We start from the raw sequence: 21040 nt of genomic DNA, 5'->3' as shown, positions 1-21040 counted from the left end.
AAATATTTGCTCTACTTATATTGCTTTTTTCAACATCATAGGAACATAAATGCACAAAAACAATGTCATGTTCAGCCATTTACCTTGATAGTTTCGGCAATCTAATATGTAAGAAAATGGCAAAGGTATTCTTGTAAATTGCCATTGCTTTATTATTTTTCGTCATTTGGGTCAATTATTAGTGAACATTAAAGAGACTGAAGGATTAAACATGAGTCGTGATACGATCAGTATCCACTTCGTCAATGCAGCCTTATCTGGCGTTAAGCGTCTGGGCATGGATGTCGATACTTTATTGTCTCACGTCGGGATTGAAGCAGAACTGCTGCATCAGCCCAAAGCGCGTATTTCGCCTGAACAATATACCCGCTTTATAAAAATGTTGTGGATGGTGACCCAGGACGAGCATGTTGGCTTTGACAAACAGCAACGCCGTTTGGGTACTTTTGCGATCATGTGCCAGCTCATTATTCATGCCAAAACTCTGGGTGATGCACTGGAACTGTCTTCCCAGTTCTACAAACTCTTCGGTGATGACTGGTCGGTGACCCTGGAACGTGACAAGCACGAAGCACGTCTGGTGCCATTGATTCCAAATGCAATGGATCCGGATCATTTTATTACCGAAAGTATGCTGATGATCTGGCACGGTCTGGCTTCTTGGCTCATTGAACGTCGCCTACCACTGGAACGCGTGCATTTTAGCTATCCACGCCCAGCCCATGCCGATGAATATGATGCCTTATTTTTTGCACCGGTGATGCAGTTCGACATGCTACGCACTGAAATTACTTTTGCTGCAGATTATCTGGATCTGCCGATCCGTCAGAATGAAGAAACACTGGAAGAGTTTTTGAAAAGCGCGCCGGCACAATTGCTGGTGAAATTCAAAAATACCAATTCACTGACTTCACGGATTCGTGATGTGCTGAAGAGCCAGATTGGGGAAGAAATGCCGACATTAAACGATGTCGCGTCGATGTTATATCTATCACCACAAACCTTACGCCGCCGTCTGGCAGCCGAAGGTAAAAGCTATCAAGGTGTAAAAGATGCCCTGCGCCGTGATGCCGCGATTCACCTGTTACTTAATCCGGATCTAACCCTTGAAGATGTCGCACAACAGGTCGGTTTCAGTGAAACCAGTACCTTCCACCGTGCCTTCAAAAAATGGACGGGTGTGACTCCGGGTCTGTATCGTCAATTGCATGGCTATCATTAATCAAGTGATGCAGCAAAAGAGCATTTAATAATAAAACCAGTTCTCTCCGCCTAAGCTAAAGCTTAGGCTTTTTTATAGCTAAAATTGGCTAAATCGCTCAAATGATCTGACTCGTTCTCGTCATTGCACTTCAAAAATTAAGTATTACACTCGAGTCATTAGAATAATTTTCATTAAATCAATAAAAGGGACATGCTATGAGCGAGGCATATATTATTGACGCCATTCGTACGCCACGCGGAAAAGGCAAAAAAGATGGATCTTTACATCAAGTAAAACCCATTTCATTACTGACTGGTTTACTCAACGAACTTCAGGCTCGTCATCAATTTGATACCTCAAAAGTGGATGATATCGTGCTCGGCTGTGTCACGCCAATTGGTGATCAGGGTGCCGACATTGCCAAAACGGCTGCCATTGCTGCGGGCTGGGATAATGATGTGGCCGGTGTACAAATCAACCGTTTTTGTGCTTCTGGTCTGGAAGCGGTCAATCTGGCCGCACAAAAAGTCCGTTCTGGCTGGGAAGATTTAGTAGTTGCAGGTGGAGTCGAATCCATGTCCCGCGTGCCGATGGGTTCCGACGGCGGTCCTTGGGCACTGGACCCTGAAACCAATATGGCCTGTGACTTTATTCCGCAAGGCATCGGTGCGGACTTGATTGCCACGATTGACGGTTATAGCCGTGCAGATGTAGATCAGTTTGCCGAACAATCACAAAAGAAAGCGGCTGCTGCTCAAGCCAATGGTTATTTCAACGCATCCGTTGTCCCGGTAAAAGACAAAGCCGGTGTAGTGATTCTGGATAAAGATGAATTCATCAAACCGACAACGACCGCTGAAGGCCTGGGCAAACTCAATCCAAGTTTCGCCACTATCGGGCAAATGGGCTTTGATGCAATTGCCTTGCAAAAATATCCTGAAGTCGGTGCTGTCAATCATGTGCATCATGCCGGGAATTCTTCAGGCATTGTCGATGGTGCGGCTGTGGTTTTGATCGCATCGGAACAAGCGGTAAAAGAACAAGGTCTGAAGCCACGTGCCAAAGTACTGGCCACTGCACTGGTCGGTGCAGATCCGACCATTATGCTGACCGGCCCTGCTCCAGCTGCTCGTAAGGCCTTGGCTAAGGCAGGTTTAAGTATTGATGATATTGACCTGTTTGAAGTCAATGAAGCTTTTGCTGCTGTGGTGATGCGCTTTATCAATGAAATGAAGATTGATCCTGCCAAGGTAAATGTCAACGGCGGTGCAATTGCCATGGGACATCCACTCGGTGCGACTGGTGCGATGATTTTAGGGACATTACTGGACGAGTTAGAACGCCAAGGCAAAAAGCGGGGTCTGGCTACACTTTGCGTGGGTGGCGGTATGGGCATCGCAACCATTATTGAACTGGTATAAGGAGAAAAATAATGAGCGCAATTCAATATCAAAAAAATGAAGATAATATTGTTATTTTAACTTTTGATTCTCCAAACCAGTCTGCCAATACCATGAATGCCGACTTTCGCACGGCACTGAATGAAGTCATTGCCCAGTTACAAGCAGATGAAGATATTGCCGGGATTATTTTCCGTTCAGCGAAAAAAACTTTTTTTGCTGGCGGTGATCTGGATGAACTGATTCAAGCCACCCCTGAACATGCGACTGAATTCTTCAACATGATTGAAGCAATGAAAGCCAAACTACGCTATATCGAAACTCGCGGTATTCCTGTGGTTGCTGCACTGAATGGTACGGCGCTTGGTGGTGGCTGGGAAATTGCCCTGTGTGCCCATCATCGTATTGCTCTGAATGACCCTAAAAGCAAATTTGGCCTGCCTGAAGTCACGCTGGGTTTACTGCCAGGCGGCGGTGGTATCGTCCGTAGCATCCGCCTGCTCGGTTTGCAAAATGCCTTTCCTTTATTGATGGAAGGCAAACAGTTTGGAGTCGATAAAGCCAGATCATTAGGGTTGATTCATGAGGTCGCAGACAGTACCGATGAATTGCTGAAAAAGGCCATTGCATGGATCAAAGCCAATCCAAAATCTCAGCAGCCATTCGATGTAAAAGGCTATAAAATTCCGGGTGGTAGCCCTTCAACACCAGCAGTTGCCCAGATGCTGGCAATTGCTCCGGCGATGCTGCGCGATAAAACCAAAGGCTGCTACCCTGCACCTGAAGCGATCATGTCGGCTGCGGTAGAAGGTGCACAAGTCGATGTCGATACAGCCCTGACCATTGAATCACGTTACTTTACTTATCTTGCCATCGGTCAAATTTCTAAAAATATGATTGGCACCTTCTGGCATGGCCTGAATGCAATCAAGTCCGGCGCCAGTCGCCCTCAAGGTCTTGAAAGGTGGAAAGCCACTAAAGTCGGTATTTTAGGTGCAGGCATGATGGGGGCTGGGATCGCCTATGCGACTGCCAGCAAAGGCATTCCTGTGGTATTAAAAGACATTTCAATCGAAGCGGCTGAAATAGGCAAAGCCTATAGCCAGAAACTGCTGGATAAAAAAGTCGCTCAAGGGCGTTTAACAGCCGAGAAACGAGATCAGGTTTTAAGCCTGATTCAAATAACTGCATCTAATGCAGATCTAGCCGGTTGTGATCTGATCATTGAAGCGGTCTTTGAAAATCCTGCACTCAAGGCTCAAGTCACGCAAGAGGCAGAGCAATATCTTGCCAGCAACGGCGTGATGGCATCGAATACCTCGACCCTACCGATTACAGAGTTAGCCCAGGCTTCAAAAAATGATCAGAACTTTATCGGCCTGCATTTCTTCAGTCCGGTCGATAAAATGCAGCTGGTCGAAATTATCAAAGGTAAAAATACCTCGGCAGAAACACTGGCCAAAGCTTTCGATTTCGTGCAGCAGATTGGCAAATTACCGATTGTGGTGAATGACAGCCGAGGATTCTTTACCAGCCGCGTGTTTGGAACCTTTGTGCAGGAAGGCTTGCGTCTGCTGGCAGAAGGTGTACATCCGGCGCGAATTGAAATGGCTGCACTCAAAGCCGGTATGCCGGTGGGTCCGTTGGCGATTCAGGATGAAGTATCCTTGACGCTGTCTGAACATGTGGCCAATGAAAAATACAAAGCCTTGCAGGCACAAGGCCAAACAATTGCTCGCTCACCTGCGGATGAGGTGATTCAGACCATGATTCATGAATTTAACCGCAAAGGTAAGGCTACAAGCGCAGGTTTTTATGATTACCCGGCCGATGCCAAAAAGCAACTCTGGACTGGCCTCAGTCACTGGAAAAAAGACAACGCTATTTCTGAACAGGAAATGATTGATCGTTTCCTGTTTGTACAGGCACTGGATACGGTTCGCTGTCTGGAAGAAGGTGTACTGGAATCTGTGGTCGATGCCAATGTGGGTTCTATTTTTGGTATTGGTTTTGCCGCCTGGACGGGCGGTGCAATACAATTCTTGAATCAGTATGGTTTGGCCAAAGCCGTGACGCGCACCAAGGTGCTTGAAAACAAGTATGGTGAGCGATTTAAAGCTCCACAGCTCCTCAAAGATCGCGCAGCACACGCCCAGCCGATTCAATAATTTGAGCACTTAAATAAAAGAGGAACGTGTTTCCTCTTTTTTATCTTCTGGATTTGCTTCAAGCACTGGATAGATTCATCTGATGACAGATTTCGATCTGCTTTTTGATCAATTTATGTTATAAAGTTACATAAGTTTGATATCCACGTGGGTAAGACCTATGACTGATCACAGTTCACCTGAAAAATCTCCTTGGGGTTGGAAAGCACTTATTATCTTCTGTATTTTAGGTGGATTATTCATGCTTATTTTTTGGCTTGCGGTAAGTAATGAACCGGATTACATGCCAAGCCAGCAAAATAAACAGAACACCCAGCAACACGCTTTTAAAAATGCACCAACGATGTCTCCAGAAGCGCTTGCCAAAGCTCAGGCGGATCGTGAAGCACGTGAAGCTGCCAATGTGGCTCCTACAGATACGACAGTCGCTGAGCATCATATGTCAGCTGAAGAACATGCCAACATGGATAATGCCGAGCACAGCTCAAATCCAGCGCATGGCCACTGATCCAGATTCAGTCTATGCATAAAAAAGCGAGGTCAATGCCTCGCTTTTTTATATTTGAATGGCTGAAAATTAAAGTTTTAAATACATATCAATATGCGGAATTCCACAATCCAGATATTCCTCACCTTGAGCTTCAAATCCCAGCGCTTGATAGAAGCCAATGGCGTGCACTTGCGAAGACAGTTTGATGAATTCACGCTGCTCGGCACGCGCATAGTCAATCACGGCCTGCATCAAACGCTGACCAACACCTAAACCGCGTGCTGTTGCTAGGACTGCGACCCGACCTACACTGTTATTCGTCAGCAATCTTGCAGTGGCTATCGCCTGATCCTGCTGAAAAACAATGAAATGCACAGCAACTGCATCCTCAGCATCCCACTCATCTTCAGCTGCAATATGCTGTTCTTGAATAAACACGGCTTCACGAATCGCTTTGGCATACACTGCCAAATCCTTCCAGCTGCCGGAAATTATTTTAAGTTCTGGACTATTTAGCATTTAGATCCGATTCCCTGCTGATCCCACTGGTCCTTGAGCAACAATTCCAGTGAATGTTTCTGGATCCCATACATCTCTTTTAAGGCCTGAATTTGTGCCAGAACCGCCTGATCAGGTTGTTGATAGTCTTTACGTTTTGTTGCCAGAATCATTTTATTTTTACTGGTATGTTCCAGCGCCACGAACTCAAAAACTTTGGTTTCATAACCATAAGCTTTGAGCAATAAAGCACGAATGGTATCGGTCAGCATTTCGGCTTGCTGTCCGGCATGAATGCCAAACTGTAACATCGGGCTGAGGACTTTCGGTGCTTGTAACTGTGGACGTAATTCCTTATGACAACATGGCGCACACATGATCATCTGCGCATTCAGACGAATCCCGCTATGAATCGCAAAATCCGTCGCCACATCACAGGCATGCAAGGCAATCATCACATCCAGACGTTCTGGCGCATAGGTACGCACATCACCTTGGAAAAAGTCCAGCTGATCAAAACCGGATTGCTGCGCGACATTCTGGCAGAACTCAACCATTTTTGGATTAAGCTCTACCCCCGTGACATACGGCGTTTGACCATGTTTTTGCATATAGTCATATAAAGCACAGGTCAGATAGCCTTTACCGGAACCAAAATCCACCACACGCAGGCCTTCGGCTTGTGGCTTAATCTGCGCCAAGGCACCTGAGAAAATTTCCACAAATTTATTAATCTGCTTCCATTTACGCGCCATACTCGGAATGATTTGCGCTTTTTGATCAGTAATGCCGAGATGCTGGAGAAAGATACTGTCTTGATCGACAAAACGTTGTTTAATCCGGTCATGGCCTTGTTCAGTAGGCTTCACCTGATTCATCGCTACTTTATGTTTACTTCGTGTCAACATGGCTTTTTTCTTGTTTTTTTTCAGCTGTAATTCTTCATCTACTGTCATCAGATTGGCCTGCTTGCAACATGCTAGCAGTGTAGTTATCTGCGATAACGCCTCTTCTAAAGGATAGTTTTTAGTGACATCCTGCGTCTTGTAGCGATACAGGCAGCTCAATACGCGCTGTTCATTTAATGTAATGACTCGCAAGGTCATTTTCTCTAAATCCTGCAGTTCACCTTTATACTGGCTTAAAATCAGGCGATCAAATTGATCCCTTTCAACAGCTTGCTGAAAGGTTTCCAAGAATTGCTGTTCCTGATCTGAGAGAGTTGCCAACGTTGACATAGATAAAACCTGAAATGAATTGCGCATCAAGTTTAAATCTTCTTAACCTAAAAGCAAAATTGAATTACTATACAAATGTATACTTGAAGAAGAATGACAATCATGCAGAATGCTCCACTGGTTCCAGATTATGATCAAAATGAGGAACGGATTAACTATATTAGTCATGGTCTAGGTGCCGGGCTGTCCATTATTGCCGGGATTCTTTTGATTATTAAAGGGTCTTACCTAAGTACTGGACAATGGATTGGTCTGTGGGTTTATGCGCTGAGCATGATTCTGCTGTTTTCTGCTTCCATGCTTTACCACATGGCCACTGCAGCAGACCGCCGTTATTTTTATAAAAAAATCGATCATACTGCGATTTATTATTTAATCGCCGGAACCTATACCCCTTTCCTATCGATTGCCATTCCGACCGCCAAAGCCCAGTATTTACTGATTGCACTGTGGGTGATTGCCGTTCTCGGTACACTTTTCAAGTTCGTTTTCATTCATCGTTTCCAGAAACTTTCTTTAGCGGCTTATCTGGTCATGGGCTGGCTGGCGCTGCTGGTGATTGATGATATGCAGCAATATTTAAGTGCTCAATCTTTAACCTTTCTCATCATTGGTGGACTCGCTTATACCGTGGGTGCATTGTTTTACGCTTTAAAAAGAGTAAGATATACCCACGCTATCTGGCACATATTTGTATTGATAGGCGCAGGATCACATTTTCTGTCTATCTATCTTTACGTGATTTAATCATCTCCTTTTTCATTTCAGTGACCCTGAGCGAGTTGAAACGAGAAGATTGCAGTTGTTTTTTTAAAAAATTACGCCTTTTTTAAAAAGATTACGCTTTTAAAACTAAGTTTTTTTATTTTTAGTAAGTGTAAGGTTTTCCATGGCGTCGTCTAATTCTGCTGCTCAGCCAGCACAAAATTCAAAATTTCGCGTTTTAACAGCGAGCTTGGTAGGTACCACAATCGAGTTTTTCGATTTTTATATTTATGCCACCGCTGCTGTCATTATTTTTCCGTATCTGTTCTTCCCTGCAAGTACAGATCCGATGACCGCAACCATTCAGTCTCTTGCGACTTTTGCGATTGCCTTTATTGCCCGTCCTATTGGTGCAGCACTATTTGGTCATTTAGGTGACCGGATCGGACGAAAAGCCACATTGGTGGCTGCCCTGCTGACTATGGGGATTTCAACCGTTGCAATTGGCCTACTGCCAACTTATGCGCAAATCGGAATTGCTGCGCCACTGTTACTTGCACTGTGCCGTTTAGGTCAGGGCTTGGGTCTGGGCGGTGAATGGTCAGGTGCCGTACTTCTTGCTACCGAAAATGCACCTGAAGGCAAACGTGCCTGGTATGGCATGTTCCCGCAACTGGGTGCACCAATCGGCTTTATTCTGGCAACAGGTTCTTTCCTGACCCTTGGTGCTTTCATGTCTGAAGCTGACTTTATGGCGTGGGGCTGGCGTATTCCGTTTATCTCAAGTGCCTTGTTGGTGATTGTCGGTTTATGGATTCGTTTAAAATTGCATGAAACACCTGCTTTCCAGAAAGTGCTGGATAAACAAAAAGAAGTGAATGTTCCTTTTGTACAGGTATTCAAAAAGCATTCCCGCATGCTGGTTCTGGGTACGATTGCTGCAATCTGTACATTCGTTGTGTTCTACCTCACTACGGTATTTGCGCTGCAATGGGGAACCAAACAACTCGGTTATTCTCGTGAAGAATTCCTGCAATTGCAGTTAGTTGCAACCCTATGTTTTGCTGCCTTTATCCCACTTTCAGCAGTATTGGCTGAGAAGTTTGGCCGTAAGACTACTTCGATTGCGGTATGTGTCATTTCTGCGATCTTCGGTATCTTCTTTGCAGATATGCTTGAATCTGGCAGCACCCTGGTGGTGTTCCTGTTCTTGTGTATTGGTCTGGCGATTATGGGCTTAACCTATGGGCCAATCGGTACCGTATTATCTGAAATCTTCCCGACTTCAGTACGTTACACAGGTTCTGCATTGACGTTTAACTTGGCAGGCATCTTCGGCGCATCATTTGCACCGTTAATCGCAACCAAGCTGGCAACTGCCTATGGTTTGTCTGCAGTCGGTTATTACCTGACCGCAGCATCTATCCTGTCGCTTGTCGCGTTTTTACTGATTCGTGAAACCAAGAATGATGATGTAAACAATCAGATCTAAGGTTTTAGATCGATTCAAAAGCTAGCCCTCGATGCTGGCTTTTTTTTATGATTTCACAACAAAACTCGGCTACTTATCTTGTTAAATTTGCTCAACAATCACATGAACTCAATTTAAAAAATGAGGTAAGGCCATGCAGGATCTTATTGAATACCTATCGCAGGAGCAGTTGGTCAATATCATTATTTTGCTGGAAGATGATAAAAAATTAGAAGCTGTTCGCTATATCACTAAGAATACACCCTTGGATGAAGATCAGGCGCTGCAAGTGATTGAAGAAATTGTACGTGAACATGACGTGGTCATGAAGCATGAAACTATCGGTCCACGCTTTAGTGATGATGCAGGTGATACCGACCTGGTGACACCACCCCTGGAAACCCCCACCCATCCTAGTTTGAACACATCCACAGAAGCTGAAATCACTGCACAGCAATTACGTGAAAATGTGCCGACTCGCAAAATCGAAAAGAAAATCTGGATGATGGCGGCCGTCGCAGTCGTCTTACTGATTCTGGTCTGGATCATCAGTTAACACGGTACAGCACGCCGACTGAATTTAAATCAGTTCAATAATATCAATGGTAGGCGGCACCCGGAAACGGAAAGGTACACCGACCAAGCCGGTACCGACAGTGACGAACACATCTGCATGTTCATGACGGTACATGCCCTTTTTATGTCCCAAAATTGAAACTTTTTTCATGACGTAATCAGTTAGCCAAGGCAGCTCTACCTGCCCGCCATGAGTATGTCCAGACAACATTAGAGGGCGCGTCGGCAGTTTTGGAATCATATCGACCGTATCAGGGTTATGCGAAAGAATGACCCAAGGCTTGTCCTGAGGCAGGTCGGGCAAACTGCGCATATCAGCTTTTCCAGCCCAGAGATCACCCACACCCAAGAGGCGAAATTCATCAAATTCAACAATTTGACCTTCAATATCCATGACCTGATTGACTTGCAGTGCATAGTGCAATAATTCTCGAATCGGCGGTCCGGGATATTGCTCATCGTGATTACCATTGACTGAATAAACGGGAGCATGAATTTCTTTTAAAACTGCCAGTTCCTGTGCCAGTTTATTTTCTGGCTCATAAGTCCAGTCTCCTGCGACCACCACCAAATCAGGTTGAATATGATTTAATTTGTGTACAATTTGTCGCAATTGACGCTCATGACCCGAAAACAGACCGATATGCAAGTCTGCAATCAGGGCAATTTTTACCGGCTGCTTTAAGTGTTTATCTGCATTGATCTGATATTGTGTCGTTTTCACTTGAATTAAATGCGGCTCAATAAAGCGTGCATAAGTCAAAACCGCACTGAGCAAAAATACAAAAATGGCTTCATGCAGTGAATAATACCCCGTCCACCCAGCATAAATACTGAAGAAAACCAAAGGGATTAATAAATAGGCAAGATAAAAAGCCAGCAAATGACCAAAAGCTTTAAAGGGATGAATGGTTTCGGTACGTGATTGGCTCGACCATGCCTGAGCCACAGCCCAGATGGCTAAAATCGCCATTCCCAGATAAAAATAAAACAGTACGGAATTCGAATCCCACATAAATTGGCCTTATTCAGTCGAGCAGCAGATTACTGGCTTTATATTTATCTTTTCATAGCTGGCAATTATACTCAATTCTAATTTTTCATTCTTCGACTTATATGGCCACTGCTCCCCGCGATCAAGTTCACCTTCAATCCTCAAGTTTTATACGCACTCATCGCTATAAAGCCGGCATTTTACTGAGCTGTAGCCTGGTTCTGGGTCTACCTGCATGTAGCACCTTACCCAAGCAAACCGAACAGCCAAGCCAGATGGCATTTGAAACGGATACCTCGCAAACCAGCCTGGCACAAATTGTTGAACCTTTACGTGATCAGAACATCGGGTTGACTGGTTATCGCGTGCTGTATGATCCGCTTGAAGCACTGGCTGCTCGGATTCAGCTGATTAATAAAGCGGAACGCAGTCTGGATCTACAATATTACATCTGGGATAACGACCGAATCGGTGCCCTCGCTCTGCATGCAATTATTCAGGCAGCAGATCGTGGCGTAAAAGTGCGCCTGTTGATGGATGACAATAATGCCAAGAAAATGGAAGGGATTTATCTGGCCTTAAACCAGCATCAAAATATCGATGTCAAACTGTATAACCCCTATCGCTTCCGTAAATACCGTGCCATGGACATGGTGCTGGATTTAAAACGTATTAACCGCCGCATGCATAATAAAAGCTTTATTGCCGATAACCAGATTGCCTTGATTGGCGGGCGCAATATGAGTAACCAGTATTATAATGTCAGTGAAAGCTATCAGTTCTCTGATGTCGATGTGATGCTGGTCGGTGCGGCATCGGATGAAATCATTCATTCCTTCGATGAATACTGGAATGATGATTATGCCTATCCGGTACAAGAGGTTGTGAATCCACGGCATCATGGCTTACGTTTTCCAAGCTTAAAACAACAGCTAGAAACCCATAGTCAGGATCCAGCGACTCAAAATTATCTGGATCTGGCCAATCGTTCCAGAGCCTTTGACCAATGGTTGGAACAAAACATTCAGCTGGATTGGGTGGAAGCCGAAGTGGTCAAAGATCCACCGAGCAAAATCAAAGCCAAGGCCAAAACCGAAGAACACCTGAATTTCCAGTTATTACAGCGCCTGGAAAAACCTGAACAAAGTGTCGATATTGTCTCTGCCTATTTTGTTCCGGAAAAAATTGGTGCAGACCGTTTAAAGAAACTGGCGAATGAGAATATCAAAGTTCGCGTCCTGACCAACTCTTTTAAGGCCAATGACGTTGCCGTGGTGCATGCCTTTTATGCTAAATATCGTCAGGATCTATTGGAAAATGGCGTGCAGCTTTATGAGTTTCTGGCAGCGCCAGAAGCCAATCACCTAAATGCCAATACTGAAGAAATTTCGAAAAAAGCCAAAGTCAGCCTGAAAGGACTGAGTCGTTCTAGCCTGCATGCCAAGTTGATGGCATTGGATCAAAAACAGGTGTTTATTGGTTCTTTTAATTTTGATCCGCGTTCGGCTTATCTAAATACTGAAATTGGCGTATTGCTAAACAGTCCGTCTTTGGCACGTGCAGTACATGACACCATGGACAAAAATCTGAGTAAATATGCGTATAAACTTGTGCTGGATGCGAATCAGAACATTAACTGGAAAATCAAGAAAGCCAATGGTGACGTTCAAACATTTACCAAAGAACCAAAAATGAAATGGTATCAGAAAGCTGGCCTTAAGCTGTTGTCTTGGCTGCCAATTGAAGGTTTTATGTAAGCTTGATTCTTTGAATAGAAACCATAAAAAAGCCTCTTATTGAGGCTTTTTTAATACCCGTGACTGAAGTTCAACTAGGCCAGTCTGCATTTTTTCCTGAACCACACGGGTGAGGCTTTCAACCGTATGCCCTTCAGTGACAATTGCAGGTAAAGCCACTAAGTGTGCAATGACTTGCGGCATTTCCAGTACTTTTTTGACATGGGCGGCAAAACTGATGTCATTGACAAACGGCGCAACCATATCCAGTTCGCCCTGCTGATTCACATAACAAATCAGACAGATTTGTACAGGACGCTGCGCTTCAATCGCGGCACCTAAAATCCGGCCATGCACTTTTTTGATGGCTCGCCCATCAGAAGTCGTCGCTTCAGGAAAGAACAGCACCGGAATATTCTGTTTCAGGAAACCGGTAATTTGTTCACGGATCCTGACGGAATCTCCTGAACCCCGTTTAATAAATAAGGTACCACCACCCTTGGCCAATTTACCTAAAATCGGCCAGTTCTCAATTTCTGCTTTTGCCAGAAAAAATACGCGCGCCCCTGAGCCCAGAACTGCAATATCGAGCCAGGACACATGGTTACTGACCCATAAGGCGGGTTCACGCGGAATCTCGCCATGCACCTGCACTTCGATATTGAATACTTTGCATAACTGGCGGCAAAAATGTTGTACATAGCGGGTATTGGTCGGGTTGTTCGGATTTTTATATAAGCCATGACGAAAAACCAAGTAGAACCCCTCACTGATGGTGGCCAATGAAGCCGTAATTTTCCGGCTATACAGGAAAAACTTGGCCAAGCCTTCGATGTCTGGAGTCTGGTTTTGTACAGTTGAATTCATAAAAACGTCATTAAATCCTAAGCGAGATACAGGGAATATCCACGAATTAAACTCATTCTATACTGTTCATCCGCAACTTGCATTGATAATAAAAATCGGCCAATAACATCTATATCTTCAATTTTAATTGGATTAAAAAATCATTAAAAATAAATCTATCGAAATATTAGATTGAAAAGGATCGTAGCCATGCCAGATCAAACCCAGCCCGCGAACGACACACCTCAACCTTTACAAGTGCTCAAATATATTTTGGGCGGCATCTTCATCTATGCCGTAGTACTGGTAACACTTGCACAACTGTTTATCAGCGCACTTTAAACCAAAGCCGTGCTAATTCAGTATCTGCACAGCCCTTTTTCAACTACACTAAAGTTTTCAAATGGAGATGGGCCTGAGTGGAATATTTACAACAACATCGAGGGAAAGAGCGCGTCATTCTGGTGAGTGTCAGCGTACAAATGCTGGATGACCTTGATGCTGAAGAGTTTCGTTTGCTGGCCCAGTCTGCAGATGCTGAAATTCTGGAACATATTCATGCTCAGCGGATTAAACCCGATGCCAAATTTTTTATCGGCTCCGGCAAGGCAGAAGAAATCGCTGAACGGGTGCAAGAACTGGAGGCCAATCTGGTCATTTTTGACCATGCCCTGACCCCGGCTCAAGCCCGTAATCTGGAACAGGTGATCAAATGCCGCGTGGTCGATCGTACTGAACTGATTCTGGATATTTTTGCCCAGCGTGCCCGTACTTATGAAGGTAAGCTGCAAGTCGAACTGGCACAGCTGCAACATTTATCTTCACGTTTAATTCGTAGTCGTGGCAATCTCGACAGCCAGAAAGGCGGGATCGGTTTACGTGGCCCGGGTGAAACCCTGCTGGAAACAGACCGCCGTTTGCTGCGTATCCGTATGGGACAGCTCAAGGCACGCATTGATAAAGTCCGCCAGACCCGGATGCAAGGCCGTGTTGCCCGTCAAAAAGCGGCTGTGCCAACGGTATCTTTGGTCGGCTATACCAATGCTGGCAAGTCTACCCTGTTTAATCTGCTGGCCAATAGCGATGTCTATGCAGCCGATCAGCTGTTTGCCACTTTGGACCCAACCTTACGGCGTCTGGAATGGGATGGTATCGGCAATCTGGTACTGGCCGATACGGTAGGTTTTGTCCGTAATCTTTCACATTCTCTGGTTGAATCCTTTAAGGCAACTTTAGAGGAAACCGTAGAAGCCACGCTGTTACTGCATGTAATTGATTCAAGCAGCCCAGAAATGCTGGAGCAGATTGAAGCAGTTGAAAAGGTCCTGAAAGAAATTGGTGCGGATGTGCCGATCCTGCAGGTTTATAATAAAATTGACTGTAGCGGCGAAGAAGCCAAAATTATTTATCGACGCCCGGGTGAACCGGAACGGGTCTATGTCTCGGCACATACTGGCGAAGGTATTGACCTGCTGCGTAAAGCGGTACATGAGTCCTTGATGGGGCAACTACAGTCTTTCGATTTAATCCTGAAACCTGCTTATGGCAAGCTGCGTAACCAGCTCTATGGTCTGAATGTGATCCAGTCAGAACATTATGATGATGAAGGCCAGCTGCATCTGCATATTCGAATTGCCCCACAAAAACTGGAACAGTTGATTAAACAGGCGCATTTACCTTTAGAGGAAATCCTGGGCAAACAGGCGCAGCAATTTCAACGTCCACTGGAAGCGTTTGAAATCCAGTCAAAGATCGAGTAAAACTTGATAAGTAAACTTATTCATATTAATGATCATAGCAATGAACTGGATAAAACGAATAGATTGGCCAGCATGGATCGGCACCCTGTTACTTATTATTGTCTTTCGGGAAGCTTCGGTCTGGTTAATGACCCAACTGAATCATCCTGAATTAGGCAATCTGGTCGGGTTATTGAGTCTTTTAATTGCGCTGTTTACCTGGCGCTATTTCGGCAAGCTCCCCGCTCGCCTCGTGGATACCAATAACAAACTGATGAAGGAAAGCGCCTTTGCTTTCCTGCCTGTCAGTGCAGGTGCACTGATGATGCTGGTACATATGGGCCAGAAAATTCCGGCCTTTCTGTTCATCATGTTTTTCAGCACCCTGATTCCTTTATGGATTTACGCCAAAATGGCCAAGCGCTGGTTATAGGAGTTCCGCATGTTATCTATTTTGTATGGCTTTGCGGTTACGCTCAGCGCCTATCTGATTGCCAAACCCTGTAACCGGTTCATACCGCAAATTCCCGTCATCGTGTTCAGCATGTTCTTTGTACTGGCGATTTTATTTGTGCTGGGCATTCCCTATGAAAATTACATGGATGAAGTTAATCCACTTTTCAACCATTTACTCGGCTATGTGACCGTCGCCCTGGCTATCCCTCTGGCCGCGATGCGCTACAATGACTTGCCGCTCAAAGCCATTATCGGCATTTTGGTTTTTGCCAGTATCAGTGCTGTAGCTTTGCCGATGGGACTGGCTTATCTGCTGCATATGTCCTCTGCAGATATTATGGCGTTTGCTACCCGTGCCGTGACTACCCCAATTGCGATTAATATTGCCACCTTGCTGGACGCACCAATTAGCATGGTAATTCTGATCGTGATTCTTTCTGGCGTGATTGGTGCAGCTTTTTCTCCATTTATTCTGAGGCATATCAATGATGAACGCGCTTCCGGACTGGCTTTAGGACTGGCCGCACATGCCATTGGCACAGCTCAGGCCTGGCAGCGCGGCAGTGTTGCAGGTCGTTATGCTGCTTTTGGCATGGCGGTAAATGCGGTCTTTACCGCGATCTGGTTGCCAACTTTTATACTTTATTTGCAAAAAATGTGACTAGCGAATCAAATTATTCATTTGTTTTGTGCGCCAATCGTTCCTAAGATGTGGGTAAAACAATATTTCACCTTAGGAACATATCTATGAAAAAGGTTCAATTTTTCTCAACTTTACTTTTAGCCTCTTTCAGCCATTTGGTCTTTGCCTCTGACCTTTCAGGGACATGGAGAAATATTGACGACAAAACTGGTTCGCCTAAAGCATTCCTGGAAATTCGTGAGACGGCTTCCGGCGTCTATGCTGCCAAGATCACAAAAATCACCCCGCGTCCTGGATATACACCGAAAGAAAACTGTGTGTCCTGTCCTGCACCTTATACCAATAAGCCAATTCTAGGACTGGATGTACTGACAGGCCTGAAATACACAGGCAATAATAGTTTCAGTCAGGGAAAACTTCTCGATCCATTATCAGGCAATATTTATAATACCAAAGCGAAATTGAGTGCCAATGGAAAACGTCTGACATTGCGTGGCTATTTAGGGATTTCTGCCTTAGGTCGCACTCAAACCTGGATTAAAAGTGACTAATTTTGATAAAAAGCCGCACGATGTGGCTTTTTATTTATCTTTCTTTAAGTATTTCACATTATTTTGATTTTTTATGACGCACTGGCTTGACTAATTTTCAAACACTCATAATATGTTCTTATAGATAAAAAAATTACTCTCCACATTCAAAGGAATTGATATGAAAAAGAATATTTTGCTCGCTACTTTCGCTGGCTTATTTTTCAGCGGTAATGTATTAGCACAAGATCTATCTGGAACTTGGCAATCAATTGATGATAAAACGGGTTCACCTAAAGGAATTCTTGAAATTCGTAAAGAAGCCAATAATACTTTTACCGGAAAGATCACCAAAGTTACCCCTCGCCCAGGTTATACACCTCGTGAAATTTGTAACAAATGTCCAGCGCCTTATACCAACAAAGCAATTTTAGGCATGGATGTGCTCACCGGTTTGAAACAGGTATCTGATACAAATAATTATGAAAAAGGAAGCATCATTGACCCGCTTACAGGCAAAGTTTATGAGGCCAAAGTTAAGCTAAGTGCCAATGGTAAACGCTTAACCTTACGCGGTTATATTGGTATTTCCGCACTAGGGCGCAGTCAAACTTGGCTTCGGATAGATTAATCAGAATTTAAGCTCAATAAAAAGCCACACTAAAGTGGCTTTTTTACATTAGTCAATAAAATGCTCTCATTTTTTGCACACTCTCCAGAATATTGACTAATTACATAATCATTCTAATATACCGACTCAACAAAAAGCATTCGGTTATGGAAAGATATTTTTATGCAAAAGAATATATTCCTTGCAACTTTGGCGGGTGTACTTTTTAGTGGCAATATTTTTGCTGAGGATATTTCTGGGACCTGGCAACAAATTGATGATAAAACGGGGGCGGCTAAAGCGATTATCGTCATTAGCAAAGAAGCAAATAATACCTATATCAGGCAAAATTGTAAAAATCACGCCTCGCCCAGACTATAATCCACGTGAAAAATGCAATAACTGCCCTGCACCTTATACCAATCAGCCTATTTTAGGCATGACCATTTTAAAAAGCCTAAAATTGGTTGAAGGCACCAAGAATTATGACAAAGGTCGTATTATCGACCCATTGGCAGGTAAAATTTATGATGCAAAAATGCGTTTAAACAATACGGGTAAACGTTTAACCTTACGTGCCAGTATGGGCGTTTCAGTTCTAGGCCGTAACCAGACCTGGATTCGAGCAGACTAAATTTTAAAACTAAAAAAGCCACGTAATCACGTGGCTTTTTTATGGGAGGTGCTTACATCACCGGATTATCCACTGCAAACATCTGCTGATCTTCCAGGCGGAATGCCATCAGTTGATTGCCCCAGACACAACCGCCATCTACATTTTGAATCTTGTTCGAAATAGTTTTACCGTTTAAGGCGGCCCAGTGACCAAACAGGATCTGATGAGTTTGTGCTGCCTGTGATTCAAACTCAAACCAAGGTTTAAATCCTTCCGGCATCGGATCATCCAGCGCATCTTTAAAGCTGTATTCCAGACGTCCCTCAGCATCGGTTAAACGCATCCGGGTCAAGTAATTCACGATACAGCGAATACGTTCATGGCCTTGTAGCTGATCCGACCAGAGTGCTGGTTCTTTCCCAAACATTTCTTTCAGGAAATCATCTAACACCTCAAAGTCATCATGAGCAATGATCGCTTCAACTTCTTGTGCCAATTGAGCAGTTTTTTCTGCACTCCAGATATTCGGAATCCCTGCATGCGTCAAAATGGTCTGCTCATCTGGAAATAGACACATTGGCTGTTTGCGCAGCCAGTCAATCAAGTCATCACTGTCGATCGCATCAATCACATCACGGACATTGTCTTTTTCTTTCACCGGTTTGATGCCACGGGCATAAGCCAGCAAAGTCAAATCATGATTTCCCAAGACCGTCGCAGCCGCACCTTGTTCAGCCAGCTTTTTGATAAACCGCAATGCAGCAATTGAGTTTTCACCACGTGCCACCAAATCTCCAGCAAACCAGATAAAATCCTGATCTGCATCAAACTGGATTTCCTTGAGTAAAGCTTTCAAGGCCTCAAAACAGCCTTGAACATCCCCAATCACATAATTATATCGAGCAGTGCGGTTCATCGTTATTTAAGCCACCATTTGATCTGAAAGTGCAACAAACTGTTCAAGTGTCAGGGTTTCTGGACGTGCCATCGGATCAACACCCGCTTTTTCAAAACCCTCTTCAACCAGCATACCCTTCAAGCTGTTACGCAGAGTTTTACGACGCTGAGTAAATACATGCGATACCAGACGTGCCAGCGCTTTTTCATTCTTCGCCACAATCGGTTTAACTTTATAAGGTTCTAAACGGAATACCGCAGAAGTCACTTTGGGTGGTGGATTAAAGGATCCCGGCGGTACTTCGAACAAGAAGGTCGGTTTACAGAAATATTGAATCATCACCGACAGACGGCCATATTCTTTGGTATTGGGTGATGCGGTAATGCGATCCACGACTTCTTTTTGCAGCATGAAATGCATGTCTTGCACTTTGTCACCAAATTCCAAGAGATGGAATAACAGTGGCGTTGAAATATTATAGGGCAAGTTACCGACGACACGTAATGGACGATCTTCCTGAAACAATTGAGAATAATCATATCTCAATGCATCGGCTTCAATAATGGTTAAACGTTCAGGATGCGGCACACGACCCGGCAGGCCAGCAGCCAGATCACGATCCAGCTCAAGTACTGTTAAGGCATCACATTCACCAATTAAAGGTGAAGTCAAAGCGGCCAGACCTGGCCCAATTTCCAGAATGTTCTGGCCTGGACGCGGATTGACTGAGCGTACAATTTTGGCAATGACACGCTGGTCATGTAAAAAGTTTTGACCAAATCTTTTTCGAGCCTGATGCCCTTCATCTTTTGGGTTTAAGGCATTAATTTGATACATAAAAACATTTCCAACGTGAGTGATGAACGATAATCAGTGGCGCGCCAGATCGAGGGCTAAATCGACAGCAACGTGCAGGCTAGAACTTTTCGCAAGTCCCGTCCCTGCAAGGGAGAGTGCTGTGCCATGATCAACAGAAGTTCGAATAAACGGTAAGCCGAGGGTAATATTAATGGCTTCACCAAAGCCCTGTGATTTTAACACAGGTAAGCCCTGATCGTGATACATCGCTAGAACAGCATCAGCATCTTTTAGGTTTTCCGGGGTAAATAAAGTATCAGCTGGTAAACTTAAACTCATGTTGATACCTTGAGCCCTATAGCTTTGCAGCACCGGATTGATCACTTCAATTTCTTCCATTCCCAAGTAACCGCCCTCACCCGCATGAGGATTCAAGCCACAAACCAGTATTTTTGGCTGTTCAATCTTGAATTTCGATTTCAGGTCATGAATCAGAATATCAATTACCTGATGCAAACGTTCAGGCGTAATCGCATCTGCCACGGCACGAAGCGGAAGATGTGTGGTAGCCAAGGCCACGCGTAAAGTTTTGGTGGCCAGCATCATGACCACACGCGGGACACCGGCAAATTCCTGGTAATACTCGGTATGGCCACTAAAAGAAATGCCTGCTTCATTAATTACGGACTTTTGTACGGGTGCAGTAGCAACGCCGACACTTTTGCCTGATATGGCATAGTCTGCGGATCGACGCAGTTGCTCCAGTACATAAGCCGCATTGTTCGGATTCAGTTCACCTAATACGACGTCTTGCTGCAAGGGTACATGTTCTACAAAAAGCTGACCGATGCCTGAAGATGCATCCTGCCCTTGATATGGAATCAGCTCAACCAATAGTTTGAGTGCATGAGCACGTTGTTTGAGCATATGAATATCCGCCAATACCACAATCGGGCGCTCATCAACACGCTCTGAAAGACTCAGGCAAATATCAGGACCAATTCCGGCAGGTTCCCCACTGGTGACATATAAAGGCAGCATCATCTTCTCAATTTGGCAAAGCTGAGAAATATTATAACCCGATCACGCCTACGCTGTAGTAGTCATTGCAAAGAGTACTTATAAATCAATATTTTGATACGATTGAAACTATGGTTACAAATATAGTTGCAGTTTTTGCAGCATATAAAGACTTAGGTCTTTCTTTCACCAATGAGATTAGATAAAATACAGCGCTTGAAATTTTAATTTTCATTTGTGATTCTTCACGTATTCGTTTAGAATCGCGTCTCCTTTAGTTTGGACAGATTCCATAGTCCAAACCAACTATAATAGGTAGTGGTTTAATGAAAACTCTCAGCGCTAAGCCAGCTGAAGTTCAACACGACTGGTACGTTGTTGATGCTTCTGGCAAAACTTTAGGT

General features: G+C 44.4%; 21 protein-coding genes and 2 pseudogenes. 16 read left to right on the top strand and 7 right to left on the bottom strand.

Features of this window, described 5'->3' with window-relative positions:
- The first annotated feature begins 211 nt into the window (after nucleotides 1-211).
- From WAK81_RS07965 to WAK81_RS07950, 4 genes are all read left to right on the top strand, one after another.
- Entirely contained in the window at nucleotides 212-1222 is a 1011-nt protein-coding gene (locus tag WAK81_RS07965; protein WP_422196389.1) for an AraC family transcriptional regulator, read from the top strand.
- A gap of 197 nt (nucleotides 1223-1419) precedes the next feature.
- Nucleotides 1420-2625 carry an acetyl-CoA C-acetyltransferase gene (locus tag WAK81_RS07960; protein ID WP_422196388.1) on the top strand — a complete coding sequence of 402 codons (1206 nt, stop codon included), beginning with the start codon at nucleotides 1420-1422 and terminating at the stop codon, nucleotides 2623-2625.
- 11 nt (nucleotides 2626-2636) lie between these two features.
- Nucleotides 2637-4772 (top strand): 3-hydroxyacyl-CoA dehydrogenase NAD-binding domain-containing protein, encoded by a 2136-nt coding sequence (locus WAK81_RS07955; RefSeq protein WP_422196387.1) that lies wholly within the window; start codon nucleotides 2637-2639, stop codon nucleotides 4770-4772.
- Between the two features lie 160 nt (nucleotides 4773-4932).
- Complete coding sequence (locus WAK81_RS07950) at nucleotides 4933-5280, top strand: hypothetical protein (RefSeq protein WP_422196386.1); 348 nt, start codon at nucleotides 4933-4935, stop codon at nucleotides 5278-5280.
- A gap of 69 nt (nucleotides 5281-5349) precedes the next feature.
- Here WAK81_RS07950 and WAK81_RS07945 read toward each other — a convergent pair whose 3' ends face one another.
- A complete protein-coding gene (locus WAK81_RS07945) occupies nucleotides 5350-5781 on the bottom strand; it encodes a GNAT family N-acetyltransferase (RefSeq protein WP_422196385.1) in 432 nt (143 codons plus the stop codon).
- Nucleotides 5775-6998: a class I SAM-dependent methyltransferase gene (locus WAK81_RS07940; RefSeq protein WP_422196384.1), complete on the bottom strand. Its 1224-nt coding sequence runs from the start codon at nucleotides 6996-6998 to the stop codon at nucleotides 5775-5777. The genes WAK81_RS07945 and WAK81_RS07940 overlap by 7 nt, the downstream gene beginning before the upstream one ends.
- A gap of 102 nt (nucleotides 6999-7100) precedes the next feature.
- Here WAK81_RS07940 and trhA point away from each other — a divergent pair, with 102 nt between their 5' ends.
- The 3 genes from trhA (at nucleotide 7101) to WAK81_RS07925 (ending at nucleotide 9730) form a co-directional block, all read left to right on the top strand.
- Nucleotides 7101-7745: a PAQR family membrane homeostasis protein TrhA gene (gene trhA / locus WAK81_RS07935; protein WP_422196383.1), complete on the top strand. Its 645-nt coding sequence runs from the start codon at nucleotides 7101-7103 to the stop codon at nucleotides 7743-7745.
- A gap of 142 nt (nucleotides 7746-7887) precedes the next feature.
- Nucleotides 7888-9195 (top strand): MFS transporter, encoded by a 1308-nt coding sequence (locus WAK81_RS07930; RefSeq protein WP_219308548.1) that lies wholly within the window; start codon nucleotides 7888-7890, stop codon nucleotides 9193-9195.
- A 133-nt stretch (nucleotides 9196-9328) separates the two neighbouring features.
- Nucleotides 9329-9730, top strand: a complete 402-nt coding sequence (locus WAK81_RS07925; protein WP_422196382.1) for a hypothetical protein — start codon at nucleotides 9329-9331, stop codon at nucleotides 9728-9730.
- 24 nt (nucleotides 9731-9754) lie between these two features.
- Here the strand turns inward: WAK81_RS07925 and WAK81_RS07920 are convergent, their stop codons facing one another.
- A complete protein-coding gene (locus WAK81_RS07920; protein ID WP_422196381.1) occupies nucleotides 9755-10765 on the bottom strand; it encodes a metallophosphoesterase in 1011 nt (336 codons plus the stop codon).
- Between the two features lie 101 nt (nucleotides 10766-10866).
- Between WAK81_RS07920 and WAK81_RS07915 the strand changes: the two genes are divergently transcribed.
- A complete protein-coding gene (locus WAK81_RS07915; RefSeq protein WP_422196380.1) occupies nucleotides 10867-12501 on the top strand; it encodes a phospholipase D family protein in 1635 nt (544 codons plus the stop codon).
- A 36-nt stretch (nucleotides 12502-12537) separates the two neighbouring features.
- Here the strand turns inward: WAK81_RS07915 and WAK81_RS07910 are convergent, their stop codons facing one another.
- Nucleotides 12538-13347: a lysophospholipid acyltransferase family protein gene (locus WAK81_RS07910; protein ID WP_422196379.1), complete on the bottom strand. Its 810-nt coding sequence runs from the start codon at nucleotides 13345-13347 to the stop codon at nucleotides 12538-12540.
- A 189-nt stretch (nucleotides 13348-13536) separates the two neighbouring features.
- Here WAK81_RS07910 and WAK81_RS07905 point away from each other — a divergent pair, with 189 nt between their 5' ends.
- The 7 genes and pseudogenes from WAK81_RS07905 to WAK81_RS07875 all read left to right on the top strand — a co-directional run bounded on the left by WAK81_RS07905 (nucleotide 13537) and on the right by WAK81_RS07875 (nucleotide 17938).
- Entirely contained in the window at nucleotides 13537-13668 is a 132-nt protein-coding gene (locus WAK81_RS07905; protein ID WP_422196378.1) for a hypothetical protein, read from the top strand.
- Nucleotides 13669-13745: 77 nt separating this feature from the next.
- Nucleotides 13746-15086: a ribosome rescue GTPase HflX gene (gene hflX, locus WAK81_RS07900; RefSeq protein WP_422196377.1), complete on the top strand. Its 1341-nt coding sequence runs from the start codon at nucleotides 13746-13748 to the stop codon at nucleotides 15084-15086.
- 40 nt (nucleotides 15087-15126) lie between these two features.
- On the top strand, nucleotides 15127-15498 hold the full coding sequence (locus WAK81_RS07895) for a hypothetical protein (protein WP_004281691.1): 372 nt from the start codon (nucleotides 15127-15129) through the stop codon (nucleotides 15496-15498).
- Nucleotides 15499-15507: 9 nt separating this feature from the next.
- Nucleotides 15508-16182: an LrgB family protein gene (locus tag WAK81_RS07890; protein WP_422196376.1), complete on the top strand. Its 675-nt coding sequence runs from the start codon at nucleotides 15508-15510 to the stop codon at nucleotides 16180-16182.
- 86 nt (nucleotides 16183-16268) lie between these two features.
- On the top strand, nucleotides 16269-16715 hold the full coding sequence (locus tag WAK81_RS07885) for a DUF2147 domain-containing protein (protein ID WP_422196375.1): 447 nt from the start codon (nucleotides 16269-16271) through the stop codon (nucleotides 16713-16715).
- 160 nt (nucleotides 16716-16875) lie between these two features.
- Nucleotides 16876-17325, top strand: coding sequence for a DUF2147 domain-containing protein (locus tag WAK81_RS07880; RefSeq protein WP_422196374.1), 450 nt, complete (start codon nucleotides 16876-16878; stop codon nucleotides 17323-17325).
- A gap of 162 nt (nucleotides 17326-17487) precedes the next feature.
- A pseudogene (locus tag WAK81_RS07875) lies at nucleotides 17488-17938 on the top strand (DUF2147 domain-containing protein).
- A gap of 52 nt (nucleotides 17939-17990) precedes the next feature.
- Here the strand turns inward: WAK81_RS07875 and WAK81_RS07870 are convergent.
- From WAK81_RS07870 to pdxA, 3 genes are read right to left on the bottom strand one after another with little or no spacing between them, the layout of a single operon-like run.
- On the bottom strand, nucleotides 17991-18836 hold the full coding sequence (locus WAK81_RS07870) for a symmetrical bis(5'-nucleosyl)-tetraphosphatase (RefSeq protein ID WP_422196373.1): 846 nt from the start codon (nucleotides 18834-18836) through the stop codon (nucleotides 17991-17993).
- A gap of 6 nt (nucleotides 18837-18842) precedes the next feature.
- Nucleotides 18843-19655, bottom strand: a complete 813-nt coding sequence (rsmA, locus tag WAK81_RS07865) for a 16S rRNA (adenine(1518)-N(6)/adenine(1519)-N(6))-dimethyltransferase RsmA (RefSeq protein ID WP_004645966.1) — start codon at nucleotides 19653-19655, stop codon at nucleotides 18843-18845.
- Nucleotides 19656-19688: 33 nt separating this feature from the next.
- Complete coding sequence (pdxA, locus tag WAK81_RS07860; RefSeq protein WP_422196372.1) at nucleotides 19689-20657, bottom strand: 4-hydroxythreonine-4-phosphate dehydrogenase PdxA; 969 nt, start codon at nucleotides 20655-20657, stop codon at nucleotides 19689-19691.
- A 305-nt stretch (nucleotides 20658-20962) separates the two neighbouring features.
- Between pdxA and rplM the strand changes: the two are divergent.
- Nucleotides 20963-21040: pseudogene (rplM, locus tag WAK81_RS07855) on the top strand (50S ribosomal protein L13); the annotation flags it as partial.

The sequence above is a fragment of the Acinetobacter sp. genome (genome assembly GCF_049284435.1).
Classification (GTDB): domain Bacteria; phylum Pseudomonadota; class Gammaproteobacteria; order Pseudomonadales; family Moraxellaceae; genus Acinetobacter.
Note: the sequence above shows the minus strand (reverse complement) of the source record. Positions and strands in the feature narration are given on the sequence as shown.

Coding starts and splice junctions, on each gene's coding strand:
- WAK81_RS07965 (WP_422196389.1), top strand. CDS start 212: ATGAGTCGTGATACGATCAGTATCCACTTCGTCAATGCAGCCTTATCT.
- WAK81_RS07960 (WP_422196388.1), top strand. CDS start 1,420: ATGAGCGAGGCATATATTATTGACGCCATTCGTACGCCACGCGGAAAA.
- WAK81_RS07955 (WP_422196387.1), top strand. CDS start 2,637: ATGAGCGCAATTCAATATCAAAAAAATGAAGATAATATTGTTATTTTA.
- WAK81_RS07950 (WP_422196386.1), top strand. CDS start 4,933: ATGACTGATCACAGTTCACCTGAAAAATCTCCTTGGGGTTGGAAAGCA.
- WAK81_RS07945 (WP_422196385.1), bottom strand. CDS start 5,781: ATGCTAAATAGTCCAGAACTTAAAATAATTTCCGGCAGCTGGAAGGAT.
- WAK81_RS07940 (WP_422196384.1), bottom strand. CDS start 6,998: ATGTCAACGTTGGCAACTCTCTCAGATCAGGAACAGCAATTCTTGGAA.
- trhA (WP_422196383.1), top strand. CDS start 7,101: ATGCAGAATGCTCCACTGGTTCCAGATTATGATCAAAATGAGGAACGG.
- WAK81_RS07930 (WP_219308548.1), top strand. CDS start 7,888: ATGGCGTCGTCTAATTCTGCTGCTCAGCCAGCACAAAATTCAAAATTT.
- WAK81_RS07925 (WP_422196382.1), top strand. CDS start 9,329: ATGCAGGATCTTATTGAATACCTATCGCAGGAGCAGTTGGTCAATATC.
- WAK81_RS07920 (WP_422196381.1), bottom strand. CDS start 10,765: ATGTGGGATTCGAATTCCGTACTGTTTTATTTTTATCTGGGAATGGCG.
- WAK81_RS07915 (WP_422196380.1), top strand. CDS start 10,867: ATGGCCACTGCTCCCCGCGATCAAGTTCACCTTCAATCCTCAAGTTTT.
- WAK81_RS07910 (WP_422196379.1), bottom strand. CDS start 13,347: ATGAATTCAACTGTACAAAACCAGACTCCAGACATCGAAGGCTTGGCC.
- WAK81_RS07905 (WP_422196378.1), top strand. CDS start 13,537: ATGCCAGATCAAACCCAGCCCGCGAACGACACACCTCAACCTTTACAA.
- WAK81_RS07895 (WP_004281691.1), top strand. CDS start 15,127: ATGAACTGGATAAAACGAATAGATTGGCCAGCATGGATCGGCACCCTG.
- WAK81_RS07890 (WP_422196376.1), top strand. CDS start 15,508: ATGTTATCTATTTTGTATGGCTTTGCGGTTACGCTCAGCGCCTATCTG.
- WAK81_RS07885 (WP_422196375.1), top strand. CDS start 16,269: ATGAAAAAGGTTCAATTTTTCTCAACTTTACTTTTAGCCTCTTTCAGC.
- WAK81_RS07880 (WP_422196374.1), top strand. CDS start 16,876: ATGAAAAAGAATATTTTGCTCGCTACTTTCGCTGGCTTATTTTTCAGC.
- WAK81_RS07870 (WP_422196373.1), bottom strand. CDS start 18,836: ATGAACCGCACTGCTCGATATAATTATGTGATTGGGGATGTTCAAGGC.
- rsmA (WP_004645966.1), bottom strand. CDS start 19,655: ATGTATCAAATTAATGCCTTAAACCCAAAAGATGAAGGGCATCAGGCT.
- pdxA (WP_422196372.1), bottom strand. CDS start 20,657: ATGCTGCCTTTATATGTCACCAGTGGGGAACCTGCCGGAATTGGTCCT.